General features: G+C 64.8%; 29 protein-coding genes and 2 tRNA genes. 14 read left to right on the top strand and 17 right to left on the bottom strand.

Annotated elements, in window-relative coordinates:
- Positions 1 to 43: 43 nt before the first annotated feature.
- The 6 genes from ABMA46_RS02815 to exbB form a co-directional block, all read right to left on the bottom strand.
- Positions 44 to 712 carry a CDP-alcohol phosphatidyltransferase family protein gene (locus ABMA46_RS02815; protein ID WP_348997752.1) on the bottom strand — a complete coding sequence of 223 codons (669 nt, stop codon included), beginning with the start codon at positions 710 to 712 and terminating at the stop codon, positions 44 to 46.
- Complete coding sequence (locus tag ABMA46_RS02810) at positions 709 to 1659, bottom strand: phosphatidate cytidylyltransferase (protein WP_348997751.1); 951 nt, start codon at positions 1657 to 1659, stop codon at positions 709 to 711. The genes ABMA46_RS02815 and ABMA46_RS02810 overlap by 4 nt, the downstream gene beginning before the upstream one ends.
- Positions 1656 to 2294 carry a lysophospholipid acyltransferase family protein gene (locus ABMA46_RS02805; RefSeq protein WP_348997750.1) on the bottom strand — a complete coding sequence of 213 codons (639 nt, stop codon included), beginning with the start codon at positions 2292 to 2294 and terminating at the stop codon, positions 1656 to 1658. Before ABMA46_RS02805 ends, ABMA46_RS02810 begins: the two co-directional genes overlap by 4 nt.
- A 189-nt stretch (positions 2295 to 2483) precedes the next feature.
- On the bottom strand, positions 2484 to 3368 hold the full coding sequence (locus ABMA46_RS02800; RefSeq protein ID WP_348997749.1) for an energy transducer TonB family protein: 885 nt from the start codon (positions 3366 to 3368) through the stop codon (positions 2484 to 2486).
- A gap of 38 nt (positions 3369 to 3406) precedes the next feature.
- On the bottom strand, positions 3407 to 3850 hold the full coding sequence (exbD, locus tag ABMA46_RS02795) for a TonB system transport protein ExbD (protein WP_348997748.1): 444 nt from the start codon (positions 3848 to 3850) through the stop codon (positions 3407 to 3409).
- Positions 3851 to 3860: 10 nt separating this feature from the next.
- A complete protein-coding gene (gene exbB / locus ABMA46_RS02790; RefSeq protein WP_348997747.1) occupies positions 3861 to 4796 on the bottom strand; it encodes a tonB-system energizer ExbB in 936 nt (311 codons plus the stop codon).
- A gap of 324 nt (positions 4797 to 5120) precedes the next feature.
- Here exbB and ABMA46_RS02785 point away from each other — a divergent pair.
- Positions 5121 to 5197, top strand: a tRNA-Pro gene (locus tag ABMA46_RS02785).
- Between the two features lie 417 nt (positions 5198 to 5614).
- Here ABMA46_RS02785 and lipB read toward each other — a convergent pair.
- The gene (gene lipB / locus ABMA46_RS02780) at positions 5615 to 6355 is read right to left on the bottom strand and encodes a lipoyl(octanoyl) transferase LipB (RefSeq protein ID WP_348997746.1); all 741 of its coding nucleotides are present in this window, start codon (positions 6353 to 6355) and stop codon (positions 5615 to 5617) included.
- A 132-nt stretch (positions 6356 to 6487) separates the two neighbouring features.
- Between lipB and ABMA46_RS02775 the strand changes: the two genes are divergently transcribed.
- Entirely contained in the window at positions 6488 to 6670 is a 183-nt protein-coding gene (locus tag ABMA46_RS02775) for a hypothetical protein (protein ID WP_348997745.1), read from the top strand.
- A 38-nt stretch (positions 6671 to 6708) separates the two neighbouring features.
- Here the strand turns inward: ABMA46_RS02775 and ABMA46_RS02770 are convergent, their stop codons facing one another.
- Positions 6709 to 7095, bottom strand: coding sequence for a MerR family transcriptional regulator (locus ABMA46_RS02770; RefSeq protein ID WP_348997744.1), 387 nt, complete (start codon positions 7093 to 7095; stop codon positions 6709 to 6711).
- Between the two features lie 313 nt (positions 7096 to 7408).
- Positions 7409 to 8824, bottom strand: coding sequence for a magnesium transporter (gene mgtE, locus ABMA46_RS02765; protein WP_348997743.1), 1416 nt, complete (start codon positions 8822 to 8824; stop codon positions 7409 to 7411).
- A 263-nt stretch (positions 8825 to 9087) separates the two neighbouring features.
- Here mgtE and ABMA46_RS02760 point away from each other — a divergent pair.
- Both ABMA46_RS02760 and ABMA46_RS02755 read left to right on the top strand, forming a co-directional pair.
- Positions 9088 to 9172: transfer RNA gene (locus tag ABMA46_RS02760), tRNA-Leu, on the top strand.
- A 203-nt stretch (positions 9173 to 9375) separates the two neighbouring features.
- Entirely contained in the window at positions 9376 to 9540 is a 165-nt protein-coding gene (locus tag ABMA46_RS02755; RefSeq protein ID WP_348997742.1) for a hypothetical protein, read from the top strand.
- A 121-nt stretch (positions 9541 to 9661) separates the two neighbouring features.
- Here ABMA46_RS02755 and ABMA46_RS02750 read toward each other — a convergent pair whose 3' ends face one another.
- Together ABMA46_RS02750 and ABMA46_RS02745 are read right to left on the bottom strand one after the other, a co-directional pair.
- On the bottom strand, positions 9662 to 10138 hold the full coding sequence (locus ABMA46_RS02750; RefSeq protein WP_348997741.1) for a methyltransferase family protein: 477 nt from the start codon (positions 10136 to 10138) through the stop codon (positions 9662 to 9664).
- Complete coding sequence (locus tag ABMA46_RS02745; protein ID WP_348997740.1) at positions 10135 to 11130, bottom strand: heparan-alpha-glucosaminide N-acetyltransferase; 996 nt, start codon at positions 11128 to 11130, stop codon at positions 10135 to 10137. Before ABMA46_RS02745 ends, ABMA46_RS02750 begins: the two co-directional genes overlap by 4 nt.
- Before the next feature lie 178 nt (positions 11131 to 11308).
- Between ABMA46_RS02745 and ABMA46_RS02740 the strand changes: the two genes are divergently transcribed.
- The 8 genes from ABMA46_RS02740 (at position 11309) to ABMA46_RS02705 (ending at position 18549) form a co-directional block, all read left to right on the top strand.
- Complete coding sequence (locus tag ABMA46_RS02740; protein WP_348997739.1) at positions 11309 to 12508, top strand: MFS transporter; 1200 nt, start codon at positions 11309 to 11311, stop codon at positions 12506 to 12508.
- 117 nt (positions 12509 to 12625) lie between these two features.
- Positions 12626 to 13135 (top strand): bifunctional adenosylcobinamide kinase/adenosylcobinamide-phosphate guanylyltransferase, encoded by a 510-nt coding sequence (cobU, locus tag ABMA46_RS02735; protein WP_348997738.1) that lies wholly within the window; start codon positions 12626 to 12628, stop codon positions 13133 to 13135.
- Entirely contained in the window at positions 13135 to 13749 is a 615-nt protein-coding gene (cobO, locus tag ABMA46_RS02730) for a cob(I)yrinic acid a,c-diamide adenosyltransferase (protein ID WP_348997737.1), read from the top strand. Before cobU ends, cobO begins: the two co-directional genes overlap by 1 nt.
- Before the next feature lie 442 nt (positions 13750 to 14191).
- Positions 14192 to 14596 carry a hypothetical protein gene (locus tag ABMA46_RS02725; protein WP_348997736.1) on the top strand — a complete coding sequence of 135 codons (405 nt, stop codon included), beginning with the start codon at positions 14192 to 14194 and terminating at the stop codon, positions 14594 to 14596.
- Positions 14597 to 14778: 182 nt separating this feature from the next.
- Complete coding sequence (locus ABMA46_RS02720) at positions 14779 to 15339, top strand: RNA polymerase sigma factor (RefSeq protein ID WP_348997735.1); 561 nt, start codon at positions 14779 to 14781, stop codon at positions 15337 to 15339.
- Positions 15336 to 17423, top strand: a complete 2088-nt coding sequence (locus ABMA46_RS02715) for a vWA domain-containing protein (RefSeq protein WP_425475677.1) — start codon at positions 15336 to 15338, stop codon at positions 17421 to 17423. The genes ABMA46_RS02720 and ABMA46_RS02715 overlap by 4 nt, the downstream gene beginning before the upstream one ends.
- A 67-nt stretch (positions 17424 to 17490) precedes the next feature.
- Positions 17491 to 17934, top strand: a complete 444-nt coding sequence (locus ABMA46_RS02710) for a hypothetical protein (protein ID WP_348997733.1) — start codon at positions 17491 to 17493, stop codon at positions 17932 to 17934.
- Positions 17935 to 18093: 159 nt separating this feature from the next.
- On the top strand, positions 18094 to 18549 hold the full coding sequence (locus ABMA46_RS02705) for a hypothetical protein (RefSeq protein WP_348997732.1): 456 nt from the start codon (positions 18094 to 18096) through the stop codon (positions 18547 to 18549).
- A gap of 29 nt (positions 18550 to 18578) precedes the next feature.
- Here the strand turns inward: ABMA46_RS02705 and bmt are convergent, their stop codons facing one another.
- The 3 genes from bmt to ABMA46_RS02690 are packed head-to-tail and all read right to left on the bottom strand — an operon-like array spanning position 18579 to position 21181.
- Positions 18579 to 19595: a betaine--homocysteine S-methyltransferase gene (gene bmt, locus ABMA46_RS02700; protein ID WP_348997731.1), complete on the bottom strand. Its 1017-nt coding sequence runs from the start codon at positions 19593 to 19595 to the stop codon at positions 18579 to 18581.
- Positions 19596 to 19641: 46 nt separating this feature from the next.
- A complete protein-coding gene (locus tag ABMA46_RS02695) occupies positions 19642 to 20289 on the bottom strand; it encodes a DUF1989 domain-containing protein (RefSeq protein WP_348997730.1) in 648 nt (215 codons plus the stop codon).
- A gap of 34 nt (positions 20290 to 20323) precedes the next feature.
- Entirely contained in the window at positions 20324 to 21181 is an 858-nt protein-coding gene (locus ABMA46_RS02690) for a helix-turn-helix domain-containing protein (protein WP_348997729.1), read from the bottom strand.
- A 219-nt stretch (positions 21182 to 21400) separates the two neighbouring features.
- Between ABMA46_RS02690 and ABMA46_RS02685 the strand changes: the two genes are divergently transcribed.
- A complete protein-coding gene (locus ABMA46_RS02685) occupies positions 21401 to 22408 on the top strand; it encodes a fatty acid desaturase (protein WP_348997728.1) in 1008 nt (335 codons plus the stop codon).
- A 114-nt stretch (positions 22409 to 22522) separates the two neighbouring features.
- Positions 22523 to 23365: a phosphate/phosphite/phosphonate ABC transporter substrate-binding protein gene (locus tag ABMA46_RS02680; RefSeq protein ID WP_348997727.1), complete on the top strand. Its 843-nt coding sequence runs from the start codon at positions 22523 to 22525 to the stop codon at positions 23363 to 23365.
- On the opposite strand, the gene ABMA46_RS02675 is transcribed toward ABMA46_RS02680, so the two are convergent.
- The 3 genes from ABMA46_RS02675 to ABMA46_RS02665 are packed head-to-tail and all read right to left on the bottom strand — an operon-like array spanning position 23347 to position 26562.
- On the bottom strand, positions 23347 to 24831 hold the full coding sequence (locus ABMA46_RS02675; RefSeq protein ID WP_348997726.1) for an ArnT family glycosyltransferase: 1485 nt from the start codon (positions 24829 to 24831) through the stop codon (positions 23347 to 23349). The genes ABMA46_RS02680 and ABMA46_RS02675 overlap by 19 nt on opposite strands.
- Positions 24832 to 24847: 16 nt before the next feature.
- Positions 24848 to 24988 (bottom strand): hypothetical protein, encoded by a 141-nt coding sequence (locus tag ABMA46_RS02670; RefSeq protein WP_348997725.1) that lies wholly within the window; start codon positions 24986 to 24988, stop codon positions 24848 to 24850.
- A gap of 47 nt (positions 24989 to 25035) precedes the next feature.
- Entirely contained in the window at positions 25036 to 26562 is a 1527-nt protein-coding gene (locus tag ABMA46_RS02665) for an ArnT family glycosyltransferase (RefSeq protein ID WP_348997724.1), read from the bottom strand.
- Positions 26563 to 26593 lie beyond the last annotated feature (31 nt).

Genomic DNA, 26593 nt, shown 5'->3' with positions numbered 1-26593 from the left:
TTCGACGCTTCCTTACAGATGTGAAGCGGGGACAGCCACGGCATCAGCCGCGGTTGCCTTTCAACCATGCGATCTGACGATAGCCGCGCCGCAACGCGGTTACAGCCGAGCCAACGGCCACGATGGCGAGAGCGACAATCAGCACGTCGTTGCGGCCGTTCCACAGCGGTTCGAGAATCGACAGGAGCGCCGCCGCCGTGACCAGCGCCATGCGGTGTTGCTTGGCCATGGGGCCGGAAAAGTCGCTCGGCCCGCCATTGGCGCGGCCGAGCTCGCGGACATAGGCGGTCAGCACCGAAAAGCAGGCGGCGGCCCAGCCCAGGCCGGGCATGTCCACGCCGTAGCCGATGCCCGCCATGATCGCGACATCGGCGACCCGGTCGGGGAACTCGTTCCAGAATGGACCGTCGGCCTCCGCCTTGCCGCCTTCGACCGCGACCATGCCGTCGAAAAGGTTGCACAGGAGACGAAGCTGGCAGAACAGGGCGGCTGCGATCAGCAGCGCAATCCTTGCCATGCCGTCGCTCCGGCCCGCCAGCCAGAAGGCCGCGCCGGCCAGGATGCCGGCGACGATGCTGCCCTTGGAGATGAGGTTCGGCGTTATCGCGCGCGACGCCAGATACCTGGCGGTCGCCTGCGCCCAGCGCGTGTCGCGGCTCGCCAGCGGCCGGCGGTCGCCCTTGGGTGTCCTCGGATCTTCTCCTTTTGTCATGTCAGCGACCACCAGTAGCGGGTGAGATGGAAGAAGACCGGCGCGGAAAACACCACCGAGTCCAGCCGGTCGATCAGGCCGCCATGCCCTTCGATGAGATGACCCCAGTCCTTGACGCCGCGGTCACGCTTGATCGCCGACATCACCAGCCCGCCGAAGAAGCCCATCAGCGTGATGACGAAGGCCATCGCCCCGGCCTGCAACGGCGTGAAGGGGGTGATCCACCACAGGCCGGCGCCGATCAGGCTGGCGCTGGCGACGCCGCCCACAAACCCCTCCACGGTCTTGGAGGGCGAGAGGTTGGGGGCGATCCTGGTGCGTCCCAGCATCTTGCCCCATACATATTGCAGAACGTCGCTCAACTGCACGACGATCACCAGGAAGGCGATGAGCAGGACGTTGCGTCCCTCGTAACCTGGAATATGCAAGGTGAGCAGGGCGGGCACGTGCGAGGCGCAGAAGACGCAGATCATCAGCGCCCACTGCACTTCCGCTATGCGCACAAGGAAATGCTGCGTGTCGCCGCGCACGGCCGAGATGATCGGCATCAGCAGGAAGGCGTAGACCGGGATGAATACGGAAAAGATGCCGTAGTTCTCGAACCAGAGCAGCACGTATTGCGCCGGCAGGACAACGAAGAACGCCGTCGCCAGCGCCCAGTGGTCGGCGCGGCGCGTGTTGGTCAGCGTCACGAATTCGCGCAGCGCCGCGAAGGAGCAGAAGGCGAAAAGGATCAGCACGCCGATCCTGCCGGCCAAAAAGGCGACGGCGATCAGGATCGCCATGATCCACCAGGCGTTGATGCGGGCGTTGAGGTTCTCGATGGCCGCGTTCGATCCGTCCGGCGACAGGCGCCGCTCCAGCATGTGGCCGACGAAAGAAGCGACGAGCAGGACGCCGCAAATGCCGAGCACGAGCACCAGCATGTCGGATTGGGTCTGACTCATTCGGAAGCCTTTCCGGGCGAAAGGGCGAGGAGGGCATTACTGGCGCGTTGCAGGAACGCTTCCTTGCTCTCGCCTTCGGCCAGGCGCAGCGGAGCGCCGAAGGTGACGGTGCAGATCAGCGGCACGGGGATGAATTCGCCCTTCGGCATGACCCGGTTCAGGTTGGTGATCCAGACGGGCACGAGGTCGAAATCGGGCTGGAGCGTCGCCAGATGGTACAGGCCCGACTTGAAGGGCTGGAGAGGCTCGTCCGTCTGGTTGCGGGTTCCTTCGGGGAAGAGGATGAGCGACGAGCCTTCCCGCATGGCTTCGCCCATCTGCGCAACAGGGTCGACGGTGCGCCTGTCACGATCGCGTTCGATCAGGACGGCGTTGAAGACGTCACGGCCGATGAAGCGGCGCAGCTTCGACTTCAGCCAGTAGTCGGCGCCGGCCACCGGGCGCACCCGGCGGCGCAGGCGCGGCGGCAGCACGGCCCAGATCAGGATGAAGTCGCCGTGGCTCGAATGGTTAGCGAAATAGACCGAGCGCCGGCGAGGCGGGCCGCTGTCGCTCCAGATCGGACGAACGGCGGTCACGGCGCGCGCGAACAGCAGGATGGCCGTCGCCACCGGCCTGGCAATCACCGATTTCATCGAGCCCCTCGCGTTGCTTCGGCCCTTCCTTACAGCACGACGTGTTTGATCGGATTCATGTGTCGTGCTGCAAGCTTTTGTTTTTCGCATGTCGTTGTCCCAAAACCGCTGCGCACTTTTGGGCGACATGCTTTAGCCGATGGGTGCATTTCTGCAAACCGGGCGACGGACCGGGAAGGGCAGGGTTTCTCAGCGGAACGTCAGCGGGATCGCGAAGGAATGGCGCCCGCCGCCGAGGCCGTCTGGCGGCGCCGGCACGCGCGCGGCCCGCACCATGCCGAGCGCCGCCCTGTCGAGCCTTGCATTGCCGGACGAACCGGAGATGCTTGCCGAGACGATGGAGCCCGATGCGCTCACCACGAAGCTGACGCGGACGGTGCCGCGCATGCCGCGCACCGCACCGGCGCGGCGCGCGATGGCCGCGCGGACGGCGCTGTTCCAGCGCGACGGGTCGACCTGCGGCGCGCTCGACGCCGCCGATGCCACCGAGGCAGGGGGCTGCCTACGCTTGGGCGGCCGCGCGGCTTCCTTGGGTTTTTCCTTCGTGACCTCCGCCTTGCGGCGCACCGGCTTCTTCTTCGGCGGCTCCGGCCTGTCCTCCACCTTCCTTTCGGGGCGGGGCTGCGGCAGGGGAACCGCAACCTCCGGCGTCACCGCCGCGACGGTTTCCTGCTCGACGATCTCAGGCTCCGTCTCCTCCGGCTCATCGGGCTTCGCCTCGGCGACCTCCGGTGCAGGCTGCTCCTCCTCAGGCTCCGCCTGAGCGACCTCCTCCGGCTGCGCCTCCTGCACGGTCTCGGGCTGGTCCTCCATGACCTTCTCGCGTTCGGGCTCGACGGCTTCGGTGGTTTCCTCGACCGGGTTGACCTCGTCGACGGGATCTTCCCGCGCCAGCGTTTCGGACTGCACCGTGTCCGGAACGGAAATCGGAATCGGCGCGAGGTCGATCTCCATCGCCTCCTCCATCGCGTCGTGCTCCGGCACCGGGTCGATGTCGCGCAACAGGTAGGCGAAGGCGCCGTGCGCGGCCAGCACGAAAAGCCCTGCGATCAGCCACAGCGCCGCGTCGCGCATCGGTGGCCGCCTCGTCAGGGCAAGTTCGGCCGGGCCTGTCATGGCGTGCCGCTCGCGCCCGCGGGCACGCTCTCTATGCCGACGAGCGCGACCTTGAGGTAGCCGGCGGCGCGCAGCAGGTTCATCACCTCCATCAGGTCGCCATAGGGCACGTCCTTGTCGGCGCGCAGGAATATGCGCGTCTCCTTGTCCGCTCCTGTGATCCTGTCGAGAGCCTGGCCGAATCCCTGTCGCGGCAGGGTCTCGTTGCCGAGTGAAAGGGACAGGTCGCGTTTCACCGTCAGGAACGCCGGCTTGTCGGGACGAGGCGTCGCCGCAGCGGTCGAGGCCGGCAGGTCGACATTGACGTCGACCGTGGCCAGGGGGGCCGCCACCATGAAGATGATGAGCAGGACCAGCATGACGTCGATGAAGGGCGTCACGTTGATCTCGTGCGTTTCCTCCAGATCGTCGCCGACGCTTTCGCGGATCTTTGCGGCCACCGTCCCGCTCCTATTCGGCCGCCAGGGCGCGCGCCGGCGTCGCGCGATAGTCGAGGTCGCGGCTGACCAGCCGCTCGACGCCGGCCGAAGCGTCGGCGAGGACCTGCCGGTATCCGGCGATGGCGCGGGCAAAGACGTTGTAGATGACGACAGCGGGAATAGCCGCCACCAGACCCAGCGCGGTCGCCAGCAGCGCTTCCGCGATGCCCGGCGCGACCACGGCGAGGTTCGTCGTCTGCGCCTGCGAAATGCCGATGAAGGCGTTCATGATGCCCCAGACCGTGCCGAACAGGCCGACGAAGGGCGCCGTCGAGCCGATCGTCGCCAGCAGGCCGGTGCCGCGGGTCATGCGGCGGGCGGCCTGCGCCTCGATGCGCGACAGGCGCGAGGCGACGCGTTCCTTCAAGCCTTCACCGCCGCAATGGTCGAGCGCTTTCGACGACAGTTCCACTTCCTGGCTCGCGGCCTGCACCAGCAGGCTTGCGGCATTGCTGCCCGAACCGAGCATCTTGGCGGCCTGGTCGAGCGAGCGGGCCTGCACGATGACATGGGCGCCGCGCCATGCGCGGGTGCGCGCGGCCAAAAGCTCGAGCGACTTGGCGAGCCACACCGTCCAGGTGACGAGCGACGCGAAGGCGAGACCGATCATCACCGCTTTCACGATGATGTCTGCGTTCATGAACATGCCCCACGGCGACAGGTTGTGCGGCAGGAGGGTCGTGGGGATCGCTTCCGCCTCGGTGGTCGATCCGGCATCGGGCGCAACTGCGTTCTGAGCGTCAGCCGCCTCGGGTGCGGGAACGACGGGAGCCGGATCGGAGGCCAGCATGCCGGTTTGCGGCGCGGGCGCCGCCTGGGAAGGCTGGTCGGGGAGGCTTTCCTGCGCCGCCGAGGCCGTGGCGGCGAGGGCGAGGGCAAGGCAGGCGATGACGGCAAGCGATCTCATGTGCGAATTCCGCTGGAATGATTTCTGGACAAATACACTCAACTAATGTGCGGGTTCAATGGCGCGATGCCGATTTATCGGCAAAGTTTCCGTCGTTCGTGCGCGCTGTGCGATCATCCGGGCACGCATCCGGGATAGCGGGCGGGCAAATTGCCCAGGGCGAGGGGGCGCGGCGGTGGATCCGCGCGCCGGCGTGCCAGATGCGTGAAAACAGATGAAGCGGTCGGGTGCGCTGCGCTGCGTCGCAAATGAGCAGCTTCCGGTCAGGCAAGCGGTTTTAGCCCTTGCCTCGCAACCGGCGAGCCTATAAGGCTTCGCGCGGTTCGGAGTGTAGCGCAGCCCGGTAGCGCACTTGACTGGGGGTCAAGGGGTCGTGGGTTCGAATCCCGCCACTCCGACCATTTTTCTCTCTTTCGGGCAGAGCCGTTCATCGTCGCGGCTGCTTGTAATTATAAGCGCCATATCAATTGCTGACTCGTGCGCGGCTCAGGGCGGTGTGCCGATCGTTGCAGTTCGCATGACGGCTGTCCAATCCACCTTCGAAAACGATTTCTTAACCCTGTCCCGAGGCGGTTGTGCGCTTGCGACCGCTTCTCTGTGGGAGATCGTTGACATTCGAACAAAATTAGAACAAATTACGAACATACTGAAAACAGGAGAGCGAAATGAGCGATTTTGTTCAGGATGTCGTCTCGCTGGTGTGCATGAGCACCTTCCTCGTCTCGATGGCACTTTGGATCGGAGCGATGTGATTAAATGGGTGCGGAGCGGACCTGAAAGATCGCGATGCGCTTTGGCTCTCGACTCCGGAGGCGGCTTCAGCCGGCCTTGCGCAACGGTGTCGCTGGGGAGACGGCCGGTCCGAAAACGGTCTCGAAAGCAGTCTTCAGCGCCACGTCCAGGTCGGTCATGGTGACCGGCAACCCGAGGTCGACGAGGCTGGTTACGCCGTGATCGGCGACGCCGCACGGCACGATGCCGGTGAAATGCGTCAGGTCCGGTTCGACGTTGATGGCGATGCCGTGGAAGCTGACCCAGCGCCTCAGGCGAATGCCGATGGCGGCGATCTTGTCTTCCGCCGGCGAACCGTTCGGCATGACGGGGCGATCGGGCCGCACCACCCACACGCCGACCCGATCCTCGCGCCGCTCGCCCTTGACGTTGAAGGCGGCCAGCGTGGCGATGATCCATTCCTCGAGCGCGGCCACGAAAGCGCGCACGTCCTCGCGTCGCCGTTTCAGGTCGATCATCACATAGGCGACCCGCTGGCCCGGCCCGTGATAGGTGTATTCTCCGCCGCGCCCGGCCGCGAACACGGGGAAACGGTCGGGGTCGATGAGGTCGTGCGACCGTGCCGAGGTGCCGGCCGTGTAGAGGGGCGGATGCTCGACCAGCCAGACCAGCTCGCCTGCGGCGCCGTCGCGGATGGCGGCCGCGCGCGCTTCCATGAACTGCAGCGCGTCGGGATAGGAGGTCAGGCCCGGTTCGATCCGCCATTCGACCGCGGCGGAGCCGGGCAGGGGCAGGAATGACGTGGCTAGCTGGCTACGGTCGGGCATGGTCTGTTTCTCGCTTTCCTTCATATGGCGGCAAACGAGGCGATCGTCCAGTCCGGCACCGATGGCGCCAGGTATGGTCAATTCGATTAAGGTTTTAACGAAAGGTTGACGCTCTTATGGCATGGACTGGGTATGGACCAGGAGAGCGGCAAATCGAGATCGGACTGGCGGGCGATGGGCCTGTGCCTGCTGCATGTCGCCATTCTTTTCGTGCCGATTGCGTTCTGCCTGTTGCTGCTTGCCGGTGTGTCGATGCAGAAATCGGCGACGGCGCGGCTCGATCCGATCGAGACGGGATCGATCCGGCATCGTTAGAGAGTGCGGGAAGGGCGGCAGGTTCCCTTGCGCGTGTGTCAGGTGCTGACGCCGAGTTCGACGAGCCGCTCGACACATGATTCCTCGGCTTGATCGAGCTCGGCCAGCGTCTCTTCCAGGTCGCGGCGCTTCTGCCTGAGGTCCTCGCGCTTCTCCTCGATGCGCTTGATCATGAGATTGAGCTGGCCGACCTCGCCGGGCGGCTCCCGGTACATCTGGATGATCTCGCGGATCTCGTTGATGGAAAAGCCCAGGCGCTTGCCGCGCAGGATCTGGCGAATCAGGTGGCGGTCGGAGGGGCGGAACAGCCGCGTGCGGCCGCGCCGGACAGGCGCGATCAGGCCCTCGTCCTCGTAGAAGCGCAATGTACGGGTGGAGACGTCGAATTCGCGCGTCAGTTCCGTAATGGAGTAGTATTCCCTCATCGTCACTCCGCGCGCCGCGCCATCTCGCGTTTCCATCTCCGGGTATGCCGTTGGCTGCCCCGCCGCTCGCCAGACCATGGCGGCAGGCGCTCCGATGAACGCGGTCTCCGCTGCTCCAGCCTGGTTTCCTTAGAGCGGTTCATTTCCGGACGCAAAACCGCTTCGCACTTCTGCTGGAAATGCTCTAGCCGTATTTATACGACGCCGGCCGGTTCCGGCCGGTTGCAGAATGTTCCAGCGTCCCCTGCCGGAAGTCTGGCACGGCATTTACGTAAAAGTCAATTTCGAACCTGCGCACACCTTTCGGCCGGCGCTACATTCCGAACCACCAGGTCGCAAGGCCCAGGAAGGCGAAGAAGCCGACCACGTCCGTCACCGTGGTGACGAAGACGGCAGAGGCGACCGCCGGGTCGACGCCCATCCGGTCGAGAAGCAGGGGAATGAGGATGCCGCCGAGCGCCGCCGCCATCATGTTGATGACCATCGCCGCCGCGATGATGCCGCCGATATTCGGATCCTGGAACCACAGCCCGGCGACCGCGCCGATCAGCACGGCGAAGACGGCGCCGTTGATCAGGCCGACGCCGAGTTCGCGCCGGATGACGCGCAAGGCGTTGTAGATATCGAGGTCCCTGGTGGCCAGCGCCCGCACGGTGACGGTCATGGTCTGGGAGCCGGCGTTGCCGCCCATGCCGGCCACGATCGGCATCAGCACGGCTAGCGCCACCAGGTGCTGGATGGTGTTGTCGAACAGGCCGATCACCGAGGCGGCCAGAAAGGCGGTCACCAGATTGACCAGCAGCCAAGGCACGCGCGAGCGCGAGGTTGACAGCACCGAGTCCGACAGTTCCTCGTCGCCGACGCCGCCCATGCGCAGAAGGTCTTCCTCGGCTTCCTGCTGGATGACGTCGACGACGTCGTCGATGGTGAGCACGCCGACCAGCCGCTCGTTCTCGTCGACGACGGCCGCCGACAGAAGGTCGTACTGCTCGAACTCGCGGGCCGCCTCCTCCTGGTCCATCGTCGCGGGAATGGCGTGACGCGTCTCATGCATCACCTCCTCGATCTTGACGGCCCGCCTCGTGCGCAGGATCTGGTCGAGATCGACCGCGCCAAGCAGCTTGAAGGTCGGGTCGATGACGAAGACCTGACTGAACCTGTCGGGCAGGTTCCTGTCCTCGCGCATGTAGTCGATGGTCTGCCCGACGGTCCAGAAAGGCGGCACGGCGACGAATTCCGTCTGCATGCGACGGCCGGCCGTTTCTTCGGGATAGTCCAGCGAGCGCCGCAGGCGAATGCGTTCGGTGAAGGGAAGCTGCGAGAGGATCGCGTCCTGGTCTTCCTCGTCGAGGTCTTCCAGGATGTAGACGGCGTCGTCGGAATCGAGCTCCTGCACCGCCTGCGCGATCTGGTCGTTCGGCAGGTTCTCGACGATATCGAGGCGGATGGCCTCGTCGACCTCGGTAAGCGCCGAGAAATCGAAATCCTGACCGAGCAGTTCCACCAGCGTGCGCCGCTGTTCGGGCACGAGCGCTTCGAGAAGATCGCCCAGTTCCGACTGGTGAAGGTCGCCGACGTCGCGCTTGAGCGACAGCGTATCGCGGTCGGCGATCGCCGCGCCGATCTGCGCAAGGAAGGACGAGCGTATGACGCCGTCGTCATCGTAGATGTCGGCGTGAATGCCCTCGGAGGCCGGGGCGGCATCAAGCTGTTCGTCCTGGCCTTCCATCGGCTTCTCCCGCTGCCGGAATCCGGGGGAAAGGATACGGCGCAGGTCTAACGCGCAACATGCGGGAACATCAAACGAAATACGTCCTGGCGTGTCTCATCCGCGCTGGCTGTGGCAAATCGGTTGTTTGCGCCGCCGGAGGCCGCTGCGGCGGGCTTCCGGTCTTCGATCGACACGGTGCGAATATTGGTGCGCGGACCCTTGTTTAGCCCAAAGCGATTTGCTACACGCCGCGGGCCGGCCCGATCCGGCTCCTACCACGTGCGGTCGTGGCGGAATTGGTAGACGCGCAGCGTTGAGGTCGCTGTGGGGCAACCCGTGGAAGTTCGAGTCTTCTCGACCGCACCACCCTTCGCTCTTCGAGCTTCGGGTGGCAAGCCACCCGCAGATCGTTAGACGAAGAAGTGTCCTCCGAAGGCTTGGCGTAGGAGGACGAGTTCGCGTTTTCTCCTTCCGACGGCACCAAGGCTTTCAGCAAAACCGTTCATCGATCTGTTGAAATCGCTTTATTTCGCTTATCGTACCAAATCATCGGTTCAAGCGGTCGGTCCATGCAGCATTCTGCAAATGTGAAGACGCGCCGGCTGGGGCGCACGGTCATCTGGCTGCTCGTCGCGGCTTTGCTGCTGACGGTCGTCACCGCCTACAAGTATTTCCACAAGGGCGAGGATTTCCCCGACGCTTTCTACACCGACATGATGTCGGGTGCGGTCTAGAGCTAGGCCATTCGTTCGGGAGCAGACAACGTTCAGCCGCCTACTGTGGCTCACCGGCGCCTGACCGGGAGCGGCATGGCGGCGCACCTGCTGATCTGCCTCTGTCGAGGTTTCGCGCCGCTCAGATCCAGCGGCGGACGCGCTTGGCGTAGTCGCGGTATTTCTTGCCGAACTTGCGGGCGAGGATTTTTTCTTCCCGCTCGATGGCCAGCTTGCGCGTGGCGAGGGCGGCAAGCAAAGCCATGATGAGGAACCACGGGCTTCCGGTGATCAGGCCGATGGCGATCAGCAGGATCGTGTTGGCGAGGTAGATCGGGTTGCGGCTGACGGCGAACGGCCCGTCGGTCAGCAGTTTGTCGGGCGTGCCGTTGGGATTGAGCGTGGTGCGCGCCTTCGTCATGGCACGGATGGTGGTAACCCAGAGGGCAACCACCGCCAGCACGGCGATCCAGCCGATCGCAAACAGTAGATCCGCCAGAACGTCGCTGAACCAGGGCAGGGGATATGCCACGTCCAGCGCGATGCCGACGAGCAGCGCGACCAGATAGACCAATGGCGGCCACGGCACCTTGCCCGCGCGAAACTCGCCTTCCGTCATTGCGCTTCCTCCGGCGCCGTGTCTTCGGTCTCGACGGTGCAGGTGCTGGCGAGGTCGGCGATGCGCGCCCTGAGCTGAGGGTCGGCGTCCCCCTGGTCGAGGCGTGAAAGCATGTTTGTGCTGCCGAGCTTGTCCAGCATGCAGCCACAATAGCTGACGCAGAAAGCCTTGTCGCGGACCTGTTGGCACGAGGCATGGCAGGAGGATGTGAAGGCCTCCTGCGGCGACAGTTGCGTGGGTGGCGCCACCTGCGCGACCAGCCACACGCAGGCGATCAGCACCGGCTGGTGGATGAGGTAGAAGGCGAGGCTGTGGCGGCCGATGAAGGTCAGCGGGCGCGCCGCGCGGCCGAGCGGAACGTCCGCCATCCGCTCCAACAGGCCGGCCGATGCGGCGAGCCTGGTGACGCCGATGCCGGCGAGCACGGCGCCGAACCACGGGAAAAGCGGGACGTAGTCGTTCGAGCGCGGGTCGACGGTGGAGAGCCCCAGCCACCACAGCCACGGGTGATCGAAGGCCGGCGCGCGCAGGACATGCGGCGCGGCGATGACCAGGGCGGCGACCAGAAGCGTCAGGATCGCCGGCAGCCGCAGGAAGGCCAGCCCGAGCACGCTGGCGAGCGCAATCTCATGCAGGATACCGAAGAAGATAAAGCTGTCCGGCGTCGCGAAATAGGTCACCAGCGTGATGGCCGCGGCGGCGCCGACGATCATGGCCAGGCGTTGCCGGTAGCCGTTCCAGCGGATGCCGCGGCCATGCGCGAGCACGAGACTGACGCCGACAAGGAAGAGGAAGGTCGATGCGATGCAGCGGGCGTAGATCTTCCAGCCGCCGAAGGCCGTCAGGCCCGGCGCCGCATAGCCGAAGAACTCCAGGTCCCAGGTGAAATGGTAGCTCGCCATGGCAAGCAGGGCGGCGCCGCGCAACGCGTCGATGACCAGGATTCGCCGTGTCGGCTTCCGTTGCCCGGCAGGCGCTTGCTCCAGTTCCATATTGCTGTTCACTCCGGCCAGAACGGCAGAGGGGTAGGGCGAAAGCCGGGCACTGTAAAGTTGGGCCAGCGACGGAAAGGCTTTGGCCGCTGTTCTATTCCGACAGGAGGGTGTCGGTTTCCTGCTACCGGCGCCGCATGGCCCGGCGCAGATTCGCACCGATCGCTTCCGGGGCCAAATGTCCACACACGTTCGCCATCCCATCTGGCTTCCCGCCGTGCGGCCTGCGGACGCGCGAACCTTCGCTTCCCTTTACGCCATCGAGTCCTTCGCGCGGGCGACGGTCTCCAGCGTCATCCCCATCCAGGCCTACGAAATCCTCCGTAACGAGCAGATGGTCTCGATCCTCTACACGATCGTCTCATTGACCGGCCTGTCGGCGACGCTGTTCATGCCGTTGCTCATCCGCCGCTTTGCCCGGCGCTGGGTCTATACGGCCGGCGCCTGCCTGCTGGCGGTCGGCTCGCTGTTCTTCGTCACCCACACGCTGCCCGGCCAGATGCTCGGCATGCTGGCGCGGGTGATGGGCGCCAGCGCGCTCTCCATCACGCTCAATCTCTATATTATGGACCACATCCGCAAGGCGGATTTCATGCAGGCGGAATCGCTGCGCATGGCGTTTTCCATGTTCGCCTGGACGGGCGGTCCGACGCTCGGCATCTGGCTTTATTCCCGCTACGGCATCTATGCGGCGCACGGTGCGGTGGCCGTCTTCGCGCTGGCGCTGGTGGCGCTGTTCTGGTTCTACCGGCTCAGCGACAACACCATGATCGCGCCCGGCAGGAGCCGTGCGATCAACCCGCTGGCCAATATCGGTCGGTTCGTCTCGCAGCCCCGGCTCAGGCTGGCGTGGCTGATCGCATTCGGGCGGTCGTGCTTCTGGAGCACCTTCTTCGTCTACGGGCCGCTGTTCATGGTCGTTACCGGCCAGGGCGACCTGGCGGGCGGTTTGCTTGTCTCGGCGGGCAATGCGCTCCTTTTCGCCGCCATTTTCTGGGGCAAAGCGGGCAAACGCTTCGGGGTGCGCAACGTCATCACGGTGGCGTTCTTGTGCATGGCTCTCTCGCTGTGGGCGGCCGGAGCCGTGGGAGAGTCCGCTCCGCTCGTCACGGCCGGGCTCCTGCTGGTAGGCGCTCTTTTCACCATTGCCGTCGATGCGCTGGGCTCGACCGCATTCATGCGCGCGGTGCGTGCCTATGAGCGACCGCAGATGGCGGCGGTCTACCGCACCTATCTCGACTTCTCCGAGCTGACGCCGCCGCTGGTCTATTCGGTCGTCCTGGCCTTCTTCGGCCTCGGTTCGGTGTTCGCCACGCTCGGGTGCCTTGCCGCCGCCTGCGCGATCGTCACATGGCGTTATCTCCCGAAATCGTTGTAGACGTTCTCAGGCATCCCCTCGCAGTCGGCGTCGGGACGCCGCATTTGCGGCCGTTGACTGGTCTTCCTATAGTCGCCCGCACGAAGGGAATCGCTCTGTGAAGGAAATATCCAGCCCGTGTCCACAAGCCTGACCTTTGTTCTCGGCGGCGCGCGCTCGGGCAAGAGCGCCCATGCGGAACGTCTGGTGTCGGGGCACGCGGCGCCGTGGATCTACATTGCGACCGCGCAGGCCTATGACGACGAGATGCGGCAGCGAATCGCGGACCATCAGGCACGGCGCGGGGCAGGGTGGGAGACTGTCGACGCGCCGCTCGGTCTTGTCGGCGCGCTGCGGGCTGTCCCCGACGGTCGTCCCGTTCTCGTCGACTGCCTGACCCTGTGGCTGACCAACCACATGCTGGCGGACGCCGATGTGGCCACCGAGTGCAGCCGTCTGGCCGAGACCCTGTCGCGACCGCGTGGCCCGTGGGTGGTCGTTTCCAACGAGGTCGGGCTTGGCATCGTGCCGGACAACGCGCTGGGGCGGCGCTTTCGCGACGCCGCGGGCCGGCTCAACCAGCAGGTCGCCTCGGCGGCGGACACGGTGTTGATGATGGTTGCGGGACTGCCGCTGAAGGTGAAGTGATGACGCAGATCGATGAACGGGACGCGGAAAAACACCGCGCCAAGATGGAAAAGCGCAAGGCGGTTCAGGACGCCGAGGTCGCGCAAAAGACAATCGAGAAAGGTTTGCTGATCGTCAACACCGGTCCGGGCAAGGGCAAGACGACGGCCGCCTTCGGGCTGGCGCTGAGGATGCTCGGCTACGGCAGGCGTGTGGGGGTCGTGCAGTTCATCAAGGGCGCGTGGCAAACCGGCGAAAAGGATGCCTTCGCCGCGTTCGGCGACAAGGTCGTGTGGCATACGATGGGCGAAGGATTCACCTGGGAGACGCAGGACCTGAAGCGCGACATCGCGGCGGCGCAGGCCGCCTGGGCGAAGGCGCTGGACCTGATGGGGGACCCGACGATCAGTCTTGTCGTGCTCGACGAACTCAACATCGCGCTGCGCTACGACTATCTCGATCTCGACACGGTCGTGGCGGGCCTTTCAGGCCGGCGGCCGGACCTGCATGTCGTGGTCACCGGCCGCAACGCCAAGCCGGCGCTGGTCGAGGCTGCCGATCTCGTCACCGAGATGGGGTCGACCAAGCACCATTTCTCCGCCGGCGTTAAGGCGCAGCAAGGCATCGAGTTTTGAGCGCATTACGATTCAACCGCGATCGCCGGTGCGCTTGTTATCAAGCAGCGCATCCAAAACCGGCAGTGCACCCCACCCCACCCTTATTCCCTCCCCACAAGGGAGACGATGACAGGCGATGAGGGGCGGCGATACGCGCTTTCGTCATCCTTGGACGGAGCCGAGCGCAGCGAGGCGAAGACCCAAGGATCCATGCCGGAACGGTATGGCCGCGTGAGACGGGCAGAAGGCACTTCGTTGTGTATCGTCCCGCGCTTCGTTGATGGTCAGGCATGGATCCTCGGGTCGCTCTTGGCTTCGCCTTCGCTTGCCCGAGGATGACGAAGGAAAAAACAGCTGCGCCCCGCTCCGCCCGAGGATGACGAAACAGACGTTCGCAAAAAAATCTCTCCACACCCGCAAACCCTCTTCCATACTTGGCCCGCCCGAAGCGGAGGACAGGATGGAAGGTTGGGACGGAGAGGCGAACTGGGATCGCGATGTGCTGAAGCGCATCGTGGCTTTGCTGTTCGCGCTCGCCAATCTGGCTGACCGTGCCGCCGGCGCTTCCTTCCTCCGCCGCCTGCGGGTGCTCGGCATCGTGAGTCACGGCGAGGCCGAGGCGCGCGCCTTCGTCATCGGGGTTGCGACTGGAGAGCCGGCGCCCCTCGACACCCTGGAGGCAAGCGGCGATGCGGCGTGCCTCGCGGTACGTCTGCGCGCTCTGGCGCTGATGCTGTGCCTCCTGCTGGCGCAAGGGGTCGCGCTTCCCGGCGCGGCTGGTCCGCCAGCCTGCCGGCACCCGCACAAAAAGTCCGGGCGGGCGGTTCGTCGGCGGGAGGCACCGCCCGCTGCGGACACATCGTAGCCGGCACTTCGCGAGGCTCCGGGCCGGGCCTTGATCCTTGACAGCGACGGCTTCCCAGAACCTGGCGAACGGAAACTGTGCCGTCGGGAACGCTAAGCCGCGTGCCGATGGGAGTTGCTGCCACAAAAAAATCTCCCGTCACCCCAAGGAATCGCTAACGGCTATCGTCCAACAGTCCGATGATGGCGATGATGCTTGACGAGAGCGACGCATCCGACAGCGAACTGGTCGGGCGGGCGAGGGACGGAGACAGGGAAGCCTTCGGCAGGTTGGTCGAAAGGCACTACGACTTCGTCCATCGCGTCGCCTGGCGCTGGTGCGGCCGCAAGGCCGACGCCGAGGATATAGCGCAGGACGTCTGCGTGCGGCTCGGCCGGTCGATCCGCGACTATCGCGGCAGCGGCGCTTTCACCACCTGGCTCTATGCCATGACGTTGAACGCCGCTCGCGATCACGCGCGGAAATCGATGCGCGAGAGTGCCAAGACCGAAGCCTATGGCGTGCATGCGTTGATTTCCGGCGAGACGCCGGAAGAACCGGACGATCAGGCCGAGGCGCTATGGGCCGCCGTGCGCAGGCTGCCGGACAAGCAGCGGGGCGCGGTATTGCTGGTCTATGGCGAAGGCCTGTCCCACGCGGCGGCGGCCGAGGCGATGGCGATCTCGGAGACGACGGTTTCCTGGCACATCCATGAAGCGAAGAAGCGGCTGAAAGTGCTGATGCGCACAGCCGGGGATGAATGACGATGGTTGACGACAACGAGTTGGCAAGGCTGCGCACCCTGCGCGTCCCCGTGCCGAATCCGCAAGCGAAGATCGGCGCGCTGCATGCGGCGATGACGGCTTTTGACGAGGCCCAGGAAGAAAATTCGCCGGTTCCCCAAGGATCGGCCGAACCACAGCGTCTCACCTCACGAGCAGCAAAACTCTGGAGGGAGATCATGCAGAAGAAGCTCGTCGCCACGCCGGCCATCGCCGGACTCATTGCACTGCCGATCGCCGGTTATACGGCGCTCTATCTGCTCGACCAGCAGAATTTCAATTTCGGCGGTGACCGTACGATCGCCGAGACCAGCGCGGACAAGCCGGAGGCCAACGCGCCGGTGTCCACCAGCAAACCGGCTACAACCGAACCGGCCGGCAAGATGGAAGTCGAGCAAAGCCCCGATCTCGACGAGACGTTGGTCGCGCCGGCCGCTCCGCCCCTGCCGAAGGCAGAGAGCAGCGCGGCGTCCGGTCAGGCGCAGGATGCGCTGACGCGCGAAGTCGCCCCGGCGCCGATGGCGATGGAAGCGGCGCCGAACGGGGTTCGCTCGCGCGACCTCGCAAAAACCAGGCTTTTCGTCCAGCCCTCGGTCAGCGTCCTGCCGGCACCTATCGACACGATGCCGCCGCAGGCGGAAAACCGCGACCGCATCGAGGATTTCAGGACCAATCCGGTGCATTCGGCCAAGGACGACCCCGTCTCGACCTTCTCCATCGATGTCGACACCGCTTCCTATTCTTTCGTGCGGCGCTCGCTGAAGGAAGGTTCGCTGCCGCAACCCGACACGGTGCGCGTGGAGGAGATGGTCAACTATTTCCCCTATGACTGGAAGGGACCGGGCTCGGCCGAAACGCCGTTCAATTCCACGGTCACGGTGATGCCGGCGCCCTGGAACGCCCAACACAAACTGATGCATGTCGCCATCAAGGGCTATGATTTGCAGCCGGCGACGCAGCCGAAAGCCAATCTGGTCTTCCTGATCGACGTGTCGGGTTCGATGAACGAGCCGGATAAGCTGCCGCTGCTGAAGTCGGCGTTCCGGCTGCTGGTGAGCAAGCTCAAACCCGACGACACCATCTCGATCGTCACTTACGCGGGCGATGCCGGAACGGTGCTGGAGCCGACGAAGGTGGCCGAGAAGGACAAGATACTCGGCGCGATCGACAGTCTCCAGCCGGGCGGCAGCACGGCCGGCGAGGCAGGCATCAAGCAAGCCTATCGGTTGGCCGAGAAAAGCTTCGTCAAGGACGGTGTCAACCGCGTCATGCTGGCGACCGACGGCGACTTCAACGTCGGCCAGACCGACGACGGGGACCTCAAGCGCCTGGTCGAACAGGAGCGCAAGACCGGCGTCTATCTCTCGGTGTTCGGCTTCGGTCGCGGCAACCTGAATGACCGGATGATGCAGACCATCGCCCAGAACGGCAACGGCACGGCGGCCTATATCGACACGCTGCAGGAGGCCGAGAAGGTGCTGGTCGAGGATGCGGCCTCGACGATCTTCCCGATCGCCAAGGACGTGAAGATCCAGGTCGAGTTCAATCCGCAAAAAGTCTCGGAATACCGGCTGATCGGCTACGAGACGCGGGCGCTCTCCCGTGAGGACTTCAACAACGACCGCGTCGACGCCGGCGACATCGGCTCGGGCCATTCGGTGACGGCGATCTACGAGATCACGCCGAAGGGGGCGCCCAGCCAGATCGACGATCTGCGCTACGGCGAGGCCTCGACAGACAATGGCGGCGTGGCCAATGCGGACGAATATGCCTTCGTGAAAATCCGCTACAAGCTGCCCAACGAGGAGACCTCGAAGCTCATCACCACGCCGGTGACGGGTGCCAACGAGGTGTCGTCCTTCGACGCGGCCGGTACGGACCAGCGCTTCTCCGTCGCGGTCGCGGCGTTCGGCCAGAAACTGCGCGACGAGGATGCCACCGCGACATTCGGCTTCGACAGGATCGAGCAGATTGCCGCCGCTGCCCGGGGCGCCGACCCGTTCGGCTACAGGTCTGAGTTCCTCTCGCTGGTGCGTCTTGCCTCGGCGCTTGAGCGGAACCGTTAAGCACGGCGGTGGCCGGGTCTGTTGCCGGACGAAATCGTTGCAAGACAGAATTCGAGGGACGCGAAACATGGCCGGCAGGCGCAACCTTGCCGGCCTTTTTTTCCTGCGAATGCGCGATTGGCTAAAATGCCGCGTATTTCCGGCACCCCTCCGAAATCACTTGCCGCCTATGGTCACCGGGGCTTGTTTGAGGGAGCAGTCGGTGCAAGTTCACGGTTCCACGCCCAGGGCGATCGATCGTTCGCAATGGGAACAAAAATCCACCTATGACAGCGCGAACAAGGTCGGTTCGCATCCGGCCGACGCCTCGCTGGCGTCGCGCAACGGCCAAGCCGGCGATGCCACGCTCAGCACGGCGTTTTCCGCCCTTCGCAACGAGCGCTTCGGCACGATGCTTGAAAAGATCGGCGATCCGCGCGCTTCGGCTGCCCTGGTCGACATGCGGCAGAGCGACGGCGCCAGTGCCGATCACGGTTCCGTTTTCGCCGCCTATTCGCAAAGCGCCGACTAGACCTGCGGAACGGGCGCACGCACTGGCGCTCCTGGGCCGATCTTCAACGTACGGGAATGGCGTCTGCGGCTTTGTCGCGACAGCGCGACGACTTTGTGGTCGATTGGGGGTGGCAGAAGCTTTTTTCTGCGGATCGGTGGAACGGCACAAGGGAAGCGGATGTCCAACGGCGAGCTCGACGAATGGGACATAGCGCGCCGCGGATTGCGGTCCATCTCCTCGCCCGAGATCAAGGCGTTTTGGGATGGTTACATCGCCCGGCGCCGGCCCGTTCTGATCGAGCATGGCAGCCTCTATTCGCGCTGGCGGCTTGTGTCGGACGATCTGGTGATCTCGCTCTACCTGACGAACCGTAGCGTCGGCCTGTTCGTCAGGGGGCGGCGCGGAGAGCGCTATCGCACGACGCTCAATCGACTATCGGTCTACGAACCTGCCCTCGGAGAAGCGCTCGGCGCCGGTCTGAAAGCCTATGAGGGCTGTTGCCATCTCACCGATCGACCGACGGCGATCACCGATCCGCAAAGCTGGCCGCAGGCCTATAGGTGGCTGACAGAGCGGGAAGAGCTCTACTACGGCGTCCTGAGCGAGCTTGCCTCCGGGACCGGAAAAGCATGACCGGAGGAAGGGGCGACCGAACCGGGTGATCAGCCGCGCGAGCGCCGGCGCTCGCGGCGGCCTTCGCCGCCGGCATCGTTGCTGGCGGCCTTGTTGCGCATTGGGCCGATCCGTTCAACGATCGTCTCGATCGTCGGGCGATCCGCCTTCTGATGGGCATCGAGCGCCTGCCGCATCGCGGCAAGATGAGCAAACGACGTGCCGCAGCAGCCACCGATGATCTTCGCGCCGCCGTCTACCGCGAGCCGGACGTAATCGGCCATCAGTTCCGGCGTGCCCGAATAGTGGATTTCCGAGCCCTTGAATTCGGGAATGCCGCAATTGCCCTTGACGATGACGGTGGCCTCGGGCTTCGCGGCGGTCATGTCGAGCAGCGAGGCGAGGATGTCGGACGCGCCGACGCCGCAATTGGCGCCGACGCCGAGCGGCGCCTCGGCCAGTCCATCGGCAACGGCGTGGATGTCCTTCGGCAGCAGGCCCATCATGGTGCGCCCGGCGGTGTCGAAGGAGCCGGTATAGGTGTAGGGCAGGCCGACCCGGATGGCTGCTTCGGCGGCGGCCCGGATCTCGTCCGGGGCGGACATGGTCTCGATCCAGGCGACTTCGGCGCCGCCGGCCTTCAGGCCCTCGATCTGCTCGGCGAAGGCATTGACGGCTTCGTCGTAGGTCAGCGCGCCGAGCGGTACCAGCAACTCGCCGGTCGGTCCGACCGAGCCGGCCACGATCACCTTGCGGCCGGCCTTGTCGGCGACGGCGCGGGCGATCTCGGCGGCACGCTTGTTCAGCTCGAAGACACGGTCCTGCGCGTTGTGCAGCTTCAGGCGGTGGCGGGTGCCGCCGAAGGAGTTGGTGAGGATAATGTCGGCGCCTGCCTCGACGAAATTCCGGTGCAGGTCCGTGATCGTCTCGGGCGCGGTCTCGTTCAGCAGTTCCGGTGCCTCGCCGGCGGGCAGGCCCATGGCGAACAGGTTCGTGCCGGTGGCACCGTCGGCCAGCAGCACGCCCTTTTCCGCGATCAGCGTGTCGATCGGATTGTTCGTCGGCATGGAAGGAGACCCAGTTTCCAGTTTAGATAAGGATATAAAGAAGTCTTTATATCTGGTCAATGGCCGCGTCGTCGGAAACGGCGCTTTCGAGAGCGACCGGCGGCAGGATTTCGACCTCGATCTCGGTACAGGCTTCTCCGTTGGTCGGGTGGTGGTCGACCGAACAGGCGGTGACCACGACCAGCAGGTCGCGCTCTGCTTCCAGTGTCACGTTGCCGCCCGGCGGATTGATGGACGCGGCGACGACGAGCGAGCCGTCCGGACCGGGCAGGGAGTTCTGGAAGAAGTCGACCGGATCGGGCGTGAAGGGAAAGGAGACGCCCGACTCCGCCAGCGCCGCGCGCAGATTGTCCGCGCAGTTCGGGTGATCGGCGAATCCGGCGCGGCGGTAGAGCGCCGCGTTGCAGGCGGGGAACAGCATGTCGTGCGGGCCGGGCGAGGCGTCCTCGACCAAGGTGAGCATTTTCTCCCCCGACAGGCCGTAGAAACTTTCGCCGACCGCCGGAAACAGTTTTTCGGTGATGTCGCGGGTCTGCGAGGTGCTTAGCCAGTCGAGATCGCCGTCGGTGGAGAAGGCCCACAGATCCGCGACCTGCGCGCCTTTCGGGTCGGTCAGGCGGATGCGATCGCCTTTCGAGATGCGGAATGCCTGGCCGGACTGCGGCGGAATGACGGTTCGGGCGGGTTCCTGCATGAAAAGACTCCTGGAAACAAGGAAATGTCGGTGGTCAATCCGCCGGGGCGGCAAGCGCGCCGTCGGCCAGATCCTGCGCGAAACGCGCCGCCTCGTGGGCATTGATCTCGGCCGCTCGGATGAGATTGTCGAAATGGCCGGTCAGTGCCCGGATCGTGGCCGTGGCGTTGAGAACGAGATACATGTCGCCGACATAGATAGCGGCCCGATAAGGCCCGAATATGGTGTAGGGAATGGAATAGCGCATCCGGCCGTCATAGAGGAAAAGCCGGAAGGTCGGATAAAGGTCGTCAAGCAACCTTGCCATGTGCACAAGCTGCTCGCGCCGGGCTTCCACCGGCAAGCCGCTCCAGACGCCGAGGCCGCGCGCGAATATCTCGAGCGTGTGACGCGGCATGCAGACTTCCATGTCCGTCTCGGGCCGGCGGTTGTAGTCGATGCGGTATTGCGTCTCGACGGCCTGCGCCTCCACGTTCTTGTTGGCGATGCCGGCCTCATATTCCACCAGCGCCTCGGTGCGCAGAAGATCGGGAATGCCGGCGGGGACATAGCGGATCTTGGTTCCGATGGCTTCCGCGTGCCATTTGGCGAGCAACGTGCTGTCGAAGCCGCCGGCGGCCTCCTCGATCTCGAGGCTTTCGCGCAGTTCGCCGGTGACGCCCTCGTCGTGGCTGAGCCCCAGCAGCCAGTCCAGCGAGACCTTGAACTCGGTGGCGATGTTGAGCAGCGTCTCGGCGCGCGGCAGCCGGGTCGATACGCCCGACATCAGTTGCGACAGCGCCGAGCGGTCGACGCCGACGGCGGCGGCGAAGGCGGACTGGTTGAGGTCGGATCGTGTCAGGAGCAGCCTCAACCGCTCCCGGAAGACACCCGACAGGTCACGCTTGTCCATTTTCATCTCCGGCGATTTTCGGAACGGATTCCTCTGGATGGCCGATTCATGACCTTCCGGAAGGAAATGAATCCGGCACGATGTTTATCATAAACAACAATTGAGGCATTATGTGCGCAATCTCAACAGTTTGTGCGCATTGTCGCGTTGTCGCCTGTTTTTCCTCCTGACACAATCTTGTCAGTAGTCGCCGATTCCCGGCGACATCGGAAAGTGGGAATGACAAGGGACAGCAGATCGCAGCGCAGGGCAGTCGTCGAGTGGCCGACGGTCGCACTCATCATCGGCTGTTATGGCGCCTGGCTGGGTGCCGGATTGTTTCTATGGCCTTCCTTTCCCGTCGCTGCCCTGATCGTCATGGTGCTTACTGTCGCTCTGCATTCCTCGCTGGTCCATGAGGTGCTGCACGGCCATCCCACGCGCAACGCGCTGGTCAACGAGGCCTTTGTCTTCCTGCCCGTCGGCCTTGCCTGGCCGTTCCGGCGCTTCAAGACGTTGCACCTGCGCCACCATGCCGACGAGCGACTGACCGACCCGCTGGACGATCCCGAGAGCTATTACCAGGCGTTGTGGCGCCACGAAACGATGCCGGGCTGGCTGAAGGCCTTGCTGCGCGTCAACAACACGATGGCTGGGCGCTTCATCCTCGGGCCGTGGCTGTCGGTGACCGGCTTCTTCATCGATGACGGCAAGCGCGCCCTGGCCGGCGACCGCGACATTCGCAAGGCATGGCTATTGCACCTGCTGGGCCTGGTGGTCGTGCTGCCGGTGGTGCGGTTCGGCTTCGGCATGCCGCTCTGGCTCTACGTGCTCATCCCGGCCTGGTTCGGCCAGTCGATTATCGCCATTCGCACCTTTGCCGAGCATCAGTGGTCGGAAAACCCGGAAGGGCGAACCATCATCGTGGAGCGCTCGCCGCTGTCCTTCCTGTTCCTCAACAACAATCTGCATTTCGTGCATCACAAGAAGCCGGCCGTCGCATGGTATCGGCTGCCGGGCCTGTTCCGTGCGGATCGCGACAACTGGCTGAAGGCGAACAATGGCTACACCTATCCGAACTATCTCGCGCTGGTGAAGGCGTATGCCTTCAGGGCAAAGGAACCGGTGGTGCATCCGGTGCTTCGCAGGCATCCGGAGCCGGGCAGGGCGTTCAAGCCACGCATGCGTGCGCGCCATGTCGGCGGCCTGGGCAGCGCGCCGGTGCCGGCCGAGCCGCCCAAGGAGTGAGGCCTGCCTGTCCGCCGGCCCATCGCCCGCCCTCCGTGGTTCCTGAACTCCATGGCCGGTTCGCGGTGAGATGACTTGTCCTGCAAGCCGCCTCCCGGTTATTGAAATGCACTCATGACTGCCCTCATCGCCGCCCTGCCGATGTACGACTGGCCCGAGGCGCGTTCCGAAGTCGATTGCCAATGGACTCGACTGCGGGGTGTTCTGCGCGAAGGCGGCATCGCCGCACCGGACAGGCTCGCGCGCCGCAACGCGGATATGCCGGCGGCGCCCGGAGGCATCCGAGGCGCATCTGGAGACATCCTTGCGCCCGATCCGGCGGTGCTTGCACCGGACGGTCTCGATATGCGCGTGCTATGGCTGCATCCGGCGCTGCTTCTCTCGCAGACTTGCTGGGGGCCGATGGAACTCGGCATGGCGCCTCACGTCCAATTCGTCGGGCAGCCGGACTATTCGGCGTTCGAGGGCGGGACGGGGCCGCTCTATCGCAGCGCGATCGTGATGCGGAGAGACGACATTTCTGCCGCCGGCGAGTGTCCCGTCACGCAGGCCGAGCCGGGCGGGAGCATTCCGCTGGAACGGCTTCGCGGCCGGCGTCTTGCCTATAACAGCGAGGATTCGATGTCGGGGCTACTGGCGCTGAGCCGCGATCTCGACGCTGCGGGAGCGGGACTCGACATATTCGCCGAGCGTATCGCGACAGGAGGCCATCGCGCGTCTGTCGTCGCCGTTGCGGAGGGGCGGGCGGACGTCGCCGCCATCGACTGCCGAAGCTGGGCGATGGCCCGCCGGTTCGAGCCGGCGTCCGGGGATCTTGTCGTCGTCGGATGGACGGCGCGCCGCAAGGGATTGCCCTTCATCACGTCGCGCGTGACGCCGCCCGATGTCCTGGCGATCCTGCGCGGCGCGTTGGCCGGCGAAGGGATGCTTGCCGAAGATCAGGGAAGAAGCGCGTAGGAAACGGGCCGTGTGGTCTCCGGCCGCGTCAGGAAGTGGAGGCGCATCCTCACGATCCTGGCATCGGCCAGGTCCAGATTTGCCGCTTTCAGCATGGCCGGGATGATCGGCGGCGGGTCCTTGTCGCCGAACCAGACGACCAGAAGGGGCCTTCGGATGCGTTGGAGCGAATCCGGCATCTCGTAATGGATCGGCACCAGCGACGGATCGAAAAGCCGCATGTTGCCGGGCAACTGGGGGCCGTCGGACAGAACGGCGCGGAAATCGAGATCCGAGCGGGCCTGGCGGTAGAGCGACGCGTAGTCCAGTTGTCCGATCGGCGGCTTGCCGGCTGACCCGTAGTGCAGGTGGTAGGCCAGCCCTGGGATCAGGATCACGGCCACAAGCGCGCTCCAGAAAGAGAGACGGCGAAACCCCTGTTCGCTGGACAGGCGCGGGGCGAACGCCGCGGCCAGGCCCATCGGCGCGAGGAAGAGAACGGGTTGCAGCCAGCGATCCTCGACGCGGCTGGTTCCGCTGACAAGGATCCCCGCGATCGTCATCGCAAGGGCCACCGGCACCAGCCTGACGAGAAAGCGGTATCCAGCCGCGCCCGTCTCGGCTTCCGACGGCATTTTCCTGCCCTTTCGCTGGCGCCACAACATGATGGCGAAGAAGACGAGCAGGGGGGCCGCGAACAGCACCGCGCCTTGCATCAGTTCGCCCAAGCCCTGCACCCTGCCTGCGATCGGCCCGATCTTGTCCAGCGCGAACTTGCTGGTGCGGGCCAGCACCGCCCCCTTGTGGTCGAGCATCCACAGGGCCGTCGGCGTCAGCGCCGCGAGCGCGACGACAAGAGCAACGACGCCATACCGCGAAAGCAGGACGCGCCTGTAGTCGGCGACGGTCAGAGCCGTCAGGACGAGAGCCGCGATAAAGATCGAGGCGTTCGGCTTGCCGAGCAGCGCGGCGGCGACCGCCAGGCCGAAAAGCACGGCGGAAGCGAAGGATTTGCGCCTCATATGCCAGGCAAAGGCAAGGAACGCCCAGCTCGACCCCGCGATGCCGGCGACCGAATGGGTGAGCGCGCGCTGCGATTCCCAGCCGATCGGAGGCAGAAGGAAAATGGCGAGCATGCCCGCCGCTGCAACCGCCCTGGAGAGGCCGAGAAGGCGGGCGCCGAGATCGACGCTGACGAAAAGACTGGCCAGAAGGCCGAATTTCACGATCTGAAGCGTGAGGAAGTGGATTCCCAGCACGTCGCTGACACTGCTTGCGATCCAGGTGTAGAGCGGCAGCTGCGAGCCGCCGTAACCAAGGTGCAGCGGCCCGATATAGGCCAGTTGCTCGGCGTCATCGAGGCCGGCCCCATTGGAGACGAGCGTGATCATCACGGCCTGGAAAGCGAAATAGGCGGCGACGAAGCAGAGCGCGGCCGTCATCTTCGTGCCGGGCAAGGTGTCCGGCATCTCGTCGGAAAAGGTCATCAGCGGCGATCCGTTCTCAGTCTTGTTCCAAAGCCTCTCGCAAAAGACAGCGGCCGTCGAATTCGTCGAGACAGGTCGAGTCTTCCGCCTTCAGTCCGTCTGCCTCTGGATCGTCGCTCTTCTTGGCATCATCATGTTCGGCTTGGATCTTGCGCATTCCAGCGAAGCCGGACGGCCGATGACGTGGCTATGAGCATGGGCATGTCAGGAGCTTCCGTCAGTGCCGCCGGCGATATGCTTGAGGCGCACGAAGCCGACCTGTCGCGTACCGCTGCCCACTTTTTCGGGAATGGCGACCATGGTTTCCGCGCCATCCTTTGAATAGCCCTTGGCCGCCAGGCTTTGCATGAAGGCAGGACTGGGATGCGCGCCGTCGAGCCACGCCAAGACGGCGGGCTCGCGTATGAGAGAGGCATAATCGGGAACTTCTTCGCCCAGGAGTACCAGGGCCGGATCGATCAGCCGTAGATTGCCGATCCAGAGTTTGTCCGACAGAACCGTGGCGACCGGTCCGGTTGCGAGCATCTCTTGCCGGAGCGCGGCGTAGTCGAGCCGGGCGATCCGCCCCAAGCCGTCTCCGGTATAGATCTGCACGTACCAGAGCGCTGGCGTGACCGCCGCCAACACGATGACGGCACCACGGATGGTCGCCAGTTGCGCCGCCCGACCCCATTCGCCGAATCGCTCCATCGAGGCGGCGACTGCTGCGGGAAGCAGAAAGAGGACAGGCAGAAGCCATCGATCCCGGACCTCTGTCGCTCCGGCTGCAAGGACGAACACGGCCACCACCGCGGCCCCCGCGCCAAGCGTTCTCCACAGCAGCTTTTCGGCTGCTGTCGGCGCGCTTACGGTTACGGGCGCCCGCCATGTGATGACAGCGGCGATAGCCAGGACGGCGAGCGGGAGAAGGGAAAAGTAAAAAGTCGAGGCGACGATCTGATGGCCCCCCTCCAGCGCGGCCTGCCAGAATTGCCGCTCCGGGCTGATGCCGAATTTGTTGGTCCGGGCAAGCAGTTCGTCAGGGTTCCGCACATTCCAGACGAAAGTCGGCGCGATGGAGAGGCAGGTCACGATTATCGTCAGGACAAAACGCCGGTCGAGGATCACGCCTCGGAGTTCCCGCAATGATAGCGCTGCCGCCAGCAGGGCGCCGACGAGGACCAGATCATTGTATTTGCCTAGAATGGATGCTGCCACGGCAAGACCGAAGACGACGTAGCCCATGGTCGTGCGTCTGGCATGGAGGCGGGCAAAGGCGAAGACCGCAAGTGCTGAAAAACAAAGGGCAGCGACCGAATGGGACAGCGCCCGCTGCGATTCCCACACGATCATCGGAGTGAGAAAAAGGCCGAGCGCCGCCGTGCCCGCGGTCGCTGATTTCAGCCCAAGCTGCCGCATGGCTGCCCGCACGCACCAGGCCGCACCGAAAAGACAGGCATATTTCACCAGCTTCAACGTCAGCACATTGATGCCGAGGACGGACGCCGCAAGATGATTGATCCAGGTATAGAGCGGCGGTTGCGAGCCACCGTAGCCGGCCCACAGATAGGGCAGATAGACAAGCTGCTCGGCATCATCGATGCCCACGCCCGTGCCGGCGAAGCGAACCAGCAGAGTGAGCACCGCGACCTGCATCAGGCAGTACAGGCCGACGAAGGCAATCGTTGCGCTGAAAGGGCCGACGCGTCCGTCCGCCAGCCATGCCTTCCAATCCCGGTGATCTGTCGCCAAGGGTCCGCCGCCCGATTTATCGCGGCGAAGT

This window comes from Mesorhizobium hunchu (genome assembly GCF_040081975.1).
Classification (GTDB): Bacteria; Pseudomonadota; Alphaproteobacteria; order Rhizobiales; family Rhizobiaceae; genus Mesorhizobium; species Mesorhizobium hunchu.
The sequence above is the reverse complement of the archived record's forward strand: the minus strand, read 5'-3'. Positions and strand labels throughout refer to the sequence as shown.

Bases quoted from the DNA above. Each gene is read 5' to 3' on its own strand.
- ABMA46_RS02680 (WP_348997727.1), top strand. From the start codon at position 22,523: ATGACTGCCCTCATCGCCGCCCTGCCGATGTACGACTGGCCCGAGGCG.
- ABMA46_RS02705 (WP_348997732.1), top strand. From the start codon at position 18,094: ATGTCCAACGGCGAGCTCGACGAATGGGACATAGCGCGCCGCGGATTG.
- ABMA46_RS02745 (WP_348997740.1), bottom strand. From the start codon at position 11,130: ATGGAACTGGAGCAAGCGCCTGCCGGGCAACGGAAGCCGACACGGCGA.
- ABMA46_RS02755 (WP_348997742.1), top strand. From the start codon at position 9,376: ATGCAGCATTCTGCAAATGTGAAGACGCGCCGGCTGGGGCGCACGGTC.
- exbB (WP_348997747.1), bottom strand. From the start codon at position 4,796: ATGAGATCGCTTGCCGTCATCGCCTGCCTTGCCCTCGCCCTCGCCGCC.
- ABMA46_RS02810 (WP_348997751.1), bottom strand. From the start codon at position 1,659: ATGAGTCAGACCCAATCCGACATGCTGGTGCTCGTGCTCGGCATTTGC.
- lipB (WP_348997746.1), bottom strand. From the start codon at position 6,355: ATGCCCGACCGTAGCCAGCTAGCCACGTCATTCCTGCCCCTGCCCGGC.
- ABMA46_RS02800 (WP_348997749.1), bottom strand. From the start codon at position 3,368: ATGCGCGACGCGGCGCTGTGGCTGATCGCAGGGCTTTTCGTGCTGGCC.
- ABMA46_RS02770 (WP_348997744.1), bottom strand. From the start codon at position 7,095: ATGAGGGAATACTACTCCATTACGGAACTGACGCGCGAATTCGACGTC.
- cobO (WP_348997737.1), top strand. From the start codon at position 13,135: ATGACGCAGATCGATGAACGGGACGCGGAAAAACACCGCGCCAAGATG.
- ABMA46_RS02675 (WP_348997726.1), bottom strand. From the start codon at position 24,831: ATGACCTTTTCCGACGAGATGCCGGACACCTTGCCCGGCACGAAGATG.
- ABMA46_RS02715 (WP_425475677.1), top strand. From the start codon at position 15,336: ATGACGATGGTTGACGACAACGAGTTGGCAAGGCTGCGCACCCTGCGC.
- bmt (WP_348997731.1), bottom strand. From the start codon at position 19,595: ATGCCGACGAACAATCCGATCGACACGCTGATCGCGGAAAAGGGCGTG.
- mgtE (WP_348997743.1), bottom strand. From the start codon at position 8,824: ATGGAAGGCCAGGACGAACAGCTTGATGCCGCCCCGGCCTCCGAGGGC.
- ABMA46_RS02805 (WP_348997750.1), bottom strand. From the start codon at position 2,294: ATGAAATCGGTGATTGCCAGGCCGGTGGCGACGGCCATCCTGCTGTTC.
- ABMA46_RS02725 (WP_348997736.1), top strand. From the start codon at position 14,192: ATGGAAGGTTGGGACGGAGAGGCGAACTGGGATCGCGATGTGCTGAAG.
- ABMA46_RS02775 (WP_348997745.1), top strand. From the start codon at position 6,488: ATGGACCAGGAGAGCGGCAAATCGAGATCGGACTGGCGGGCGATGGGC.
- ABMA46_RS02720 (WP_348997735.1), top strand. From the start codon at position 14,779: ATGGCGATGATGCTTGACGAGAGCGACGCATCCGACAGCGAACTGGTC.
- ABMA46_RS02710 (WP_348997733.1), top strand. From the start codon at position 17,491: ATGGCCGGCAGGCGCAACCTTGCCGGCCTTTTTTTCCTGCGAATGCGC.
- ABMA46_RS02740 (WP_348997739.1), top strand. From the start codon at position 11,309: ATGTCCACACACGTTCGCCATCCCATCTGGCTTCCCGCCGTGCGGCCT.
- ABMA46_RS02685 (WP_348997728.1), top strand. From the start codon at position 21,401: ATGACAAGGGACAGCAGATCGCAGCGCAGGGCAGTCGTCGAGTGGCCG.
- ABMA46_RS02750 (WP_348997741.1), bottom strand. From the start codon at position 10,138: ATGACGGAAGGCGAGTTTCGCGCGGGCAAGGTGCCGTGGCCGCCATTG.
- ABMA46_RS02695 (WP_348997730.1), bottom strand. From the start codon at position 20,289: ATGCAGGAACCCGCCCGAACCGTCATTCCGCCGCAGTCCGGCCAGGCA.
- ABMA46_RS02815 (WP_348997752.1), bottom strand. From the start codon at position 712: ATGACAAAAGGAGAAGATCCGAGGACACCCAAGGGCGACCGCCGGCCG.
- ABMA46_RS02690 (WP_348997729.1), bottom strand. From the start codon at position 21,181: ATGGACAAGCGTGACCTGTCGGGTGTCTTCCGGGAGCGGTTGAGGCTG.
- ABMA46_RS02670 (WP_348997725.1), bottom strand. From the start codon at position 24,988: ATGCGCAAGATCCAAGCCGAACATGATGATGCCAAGAAGAGCGACGAT.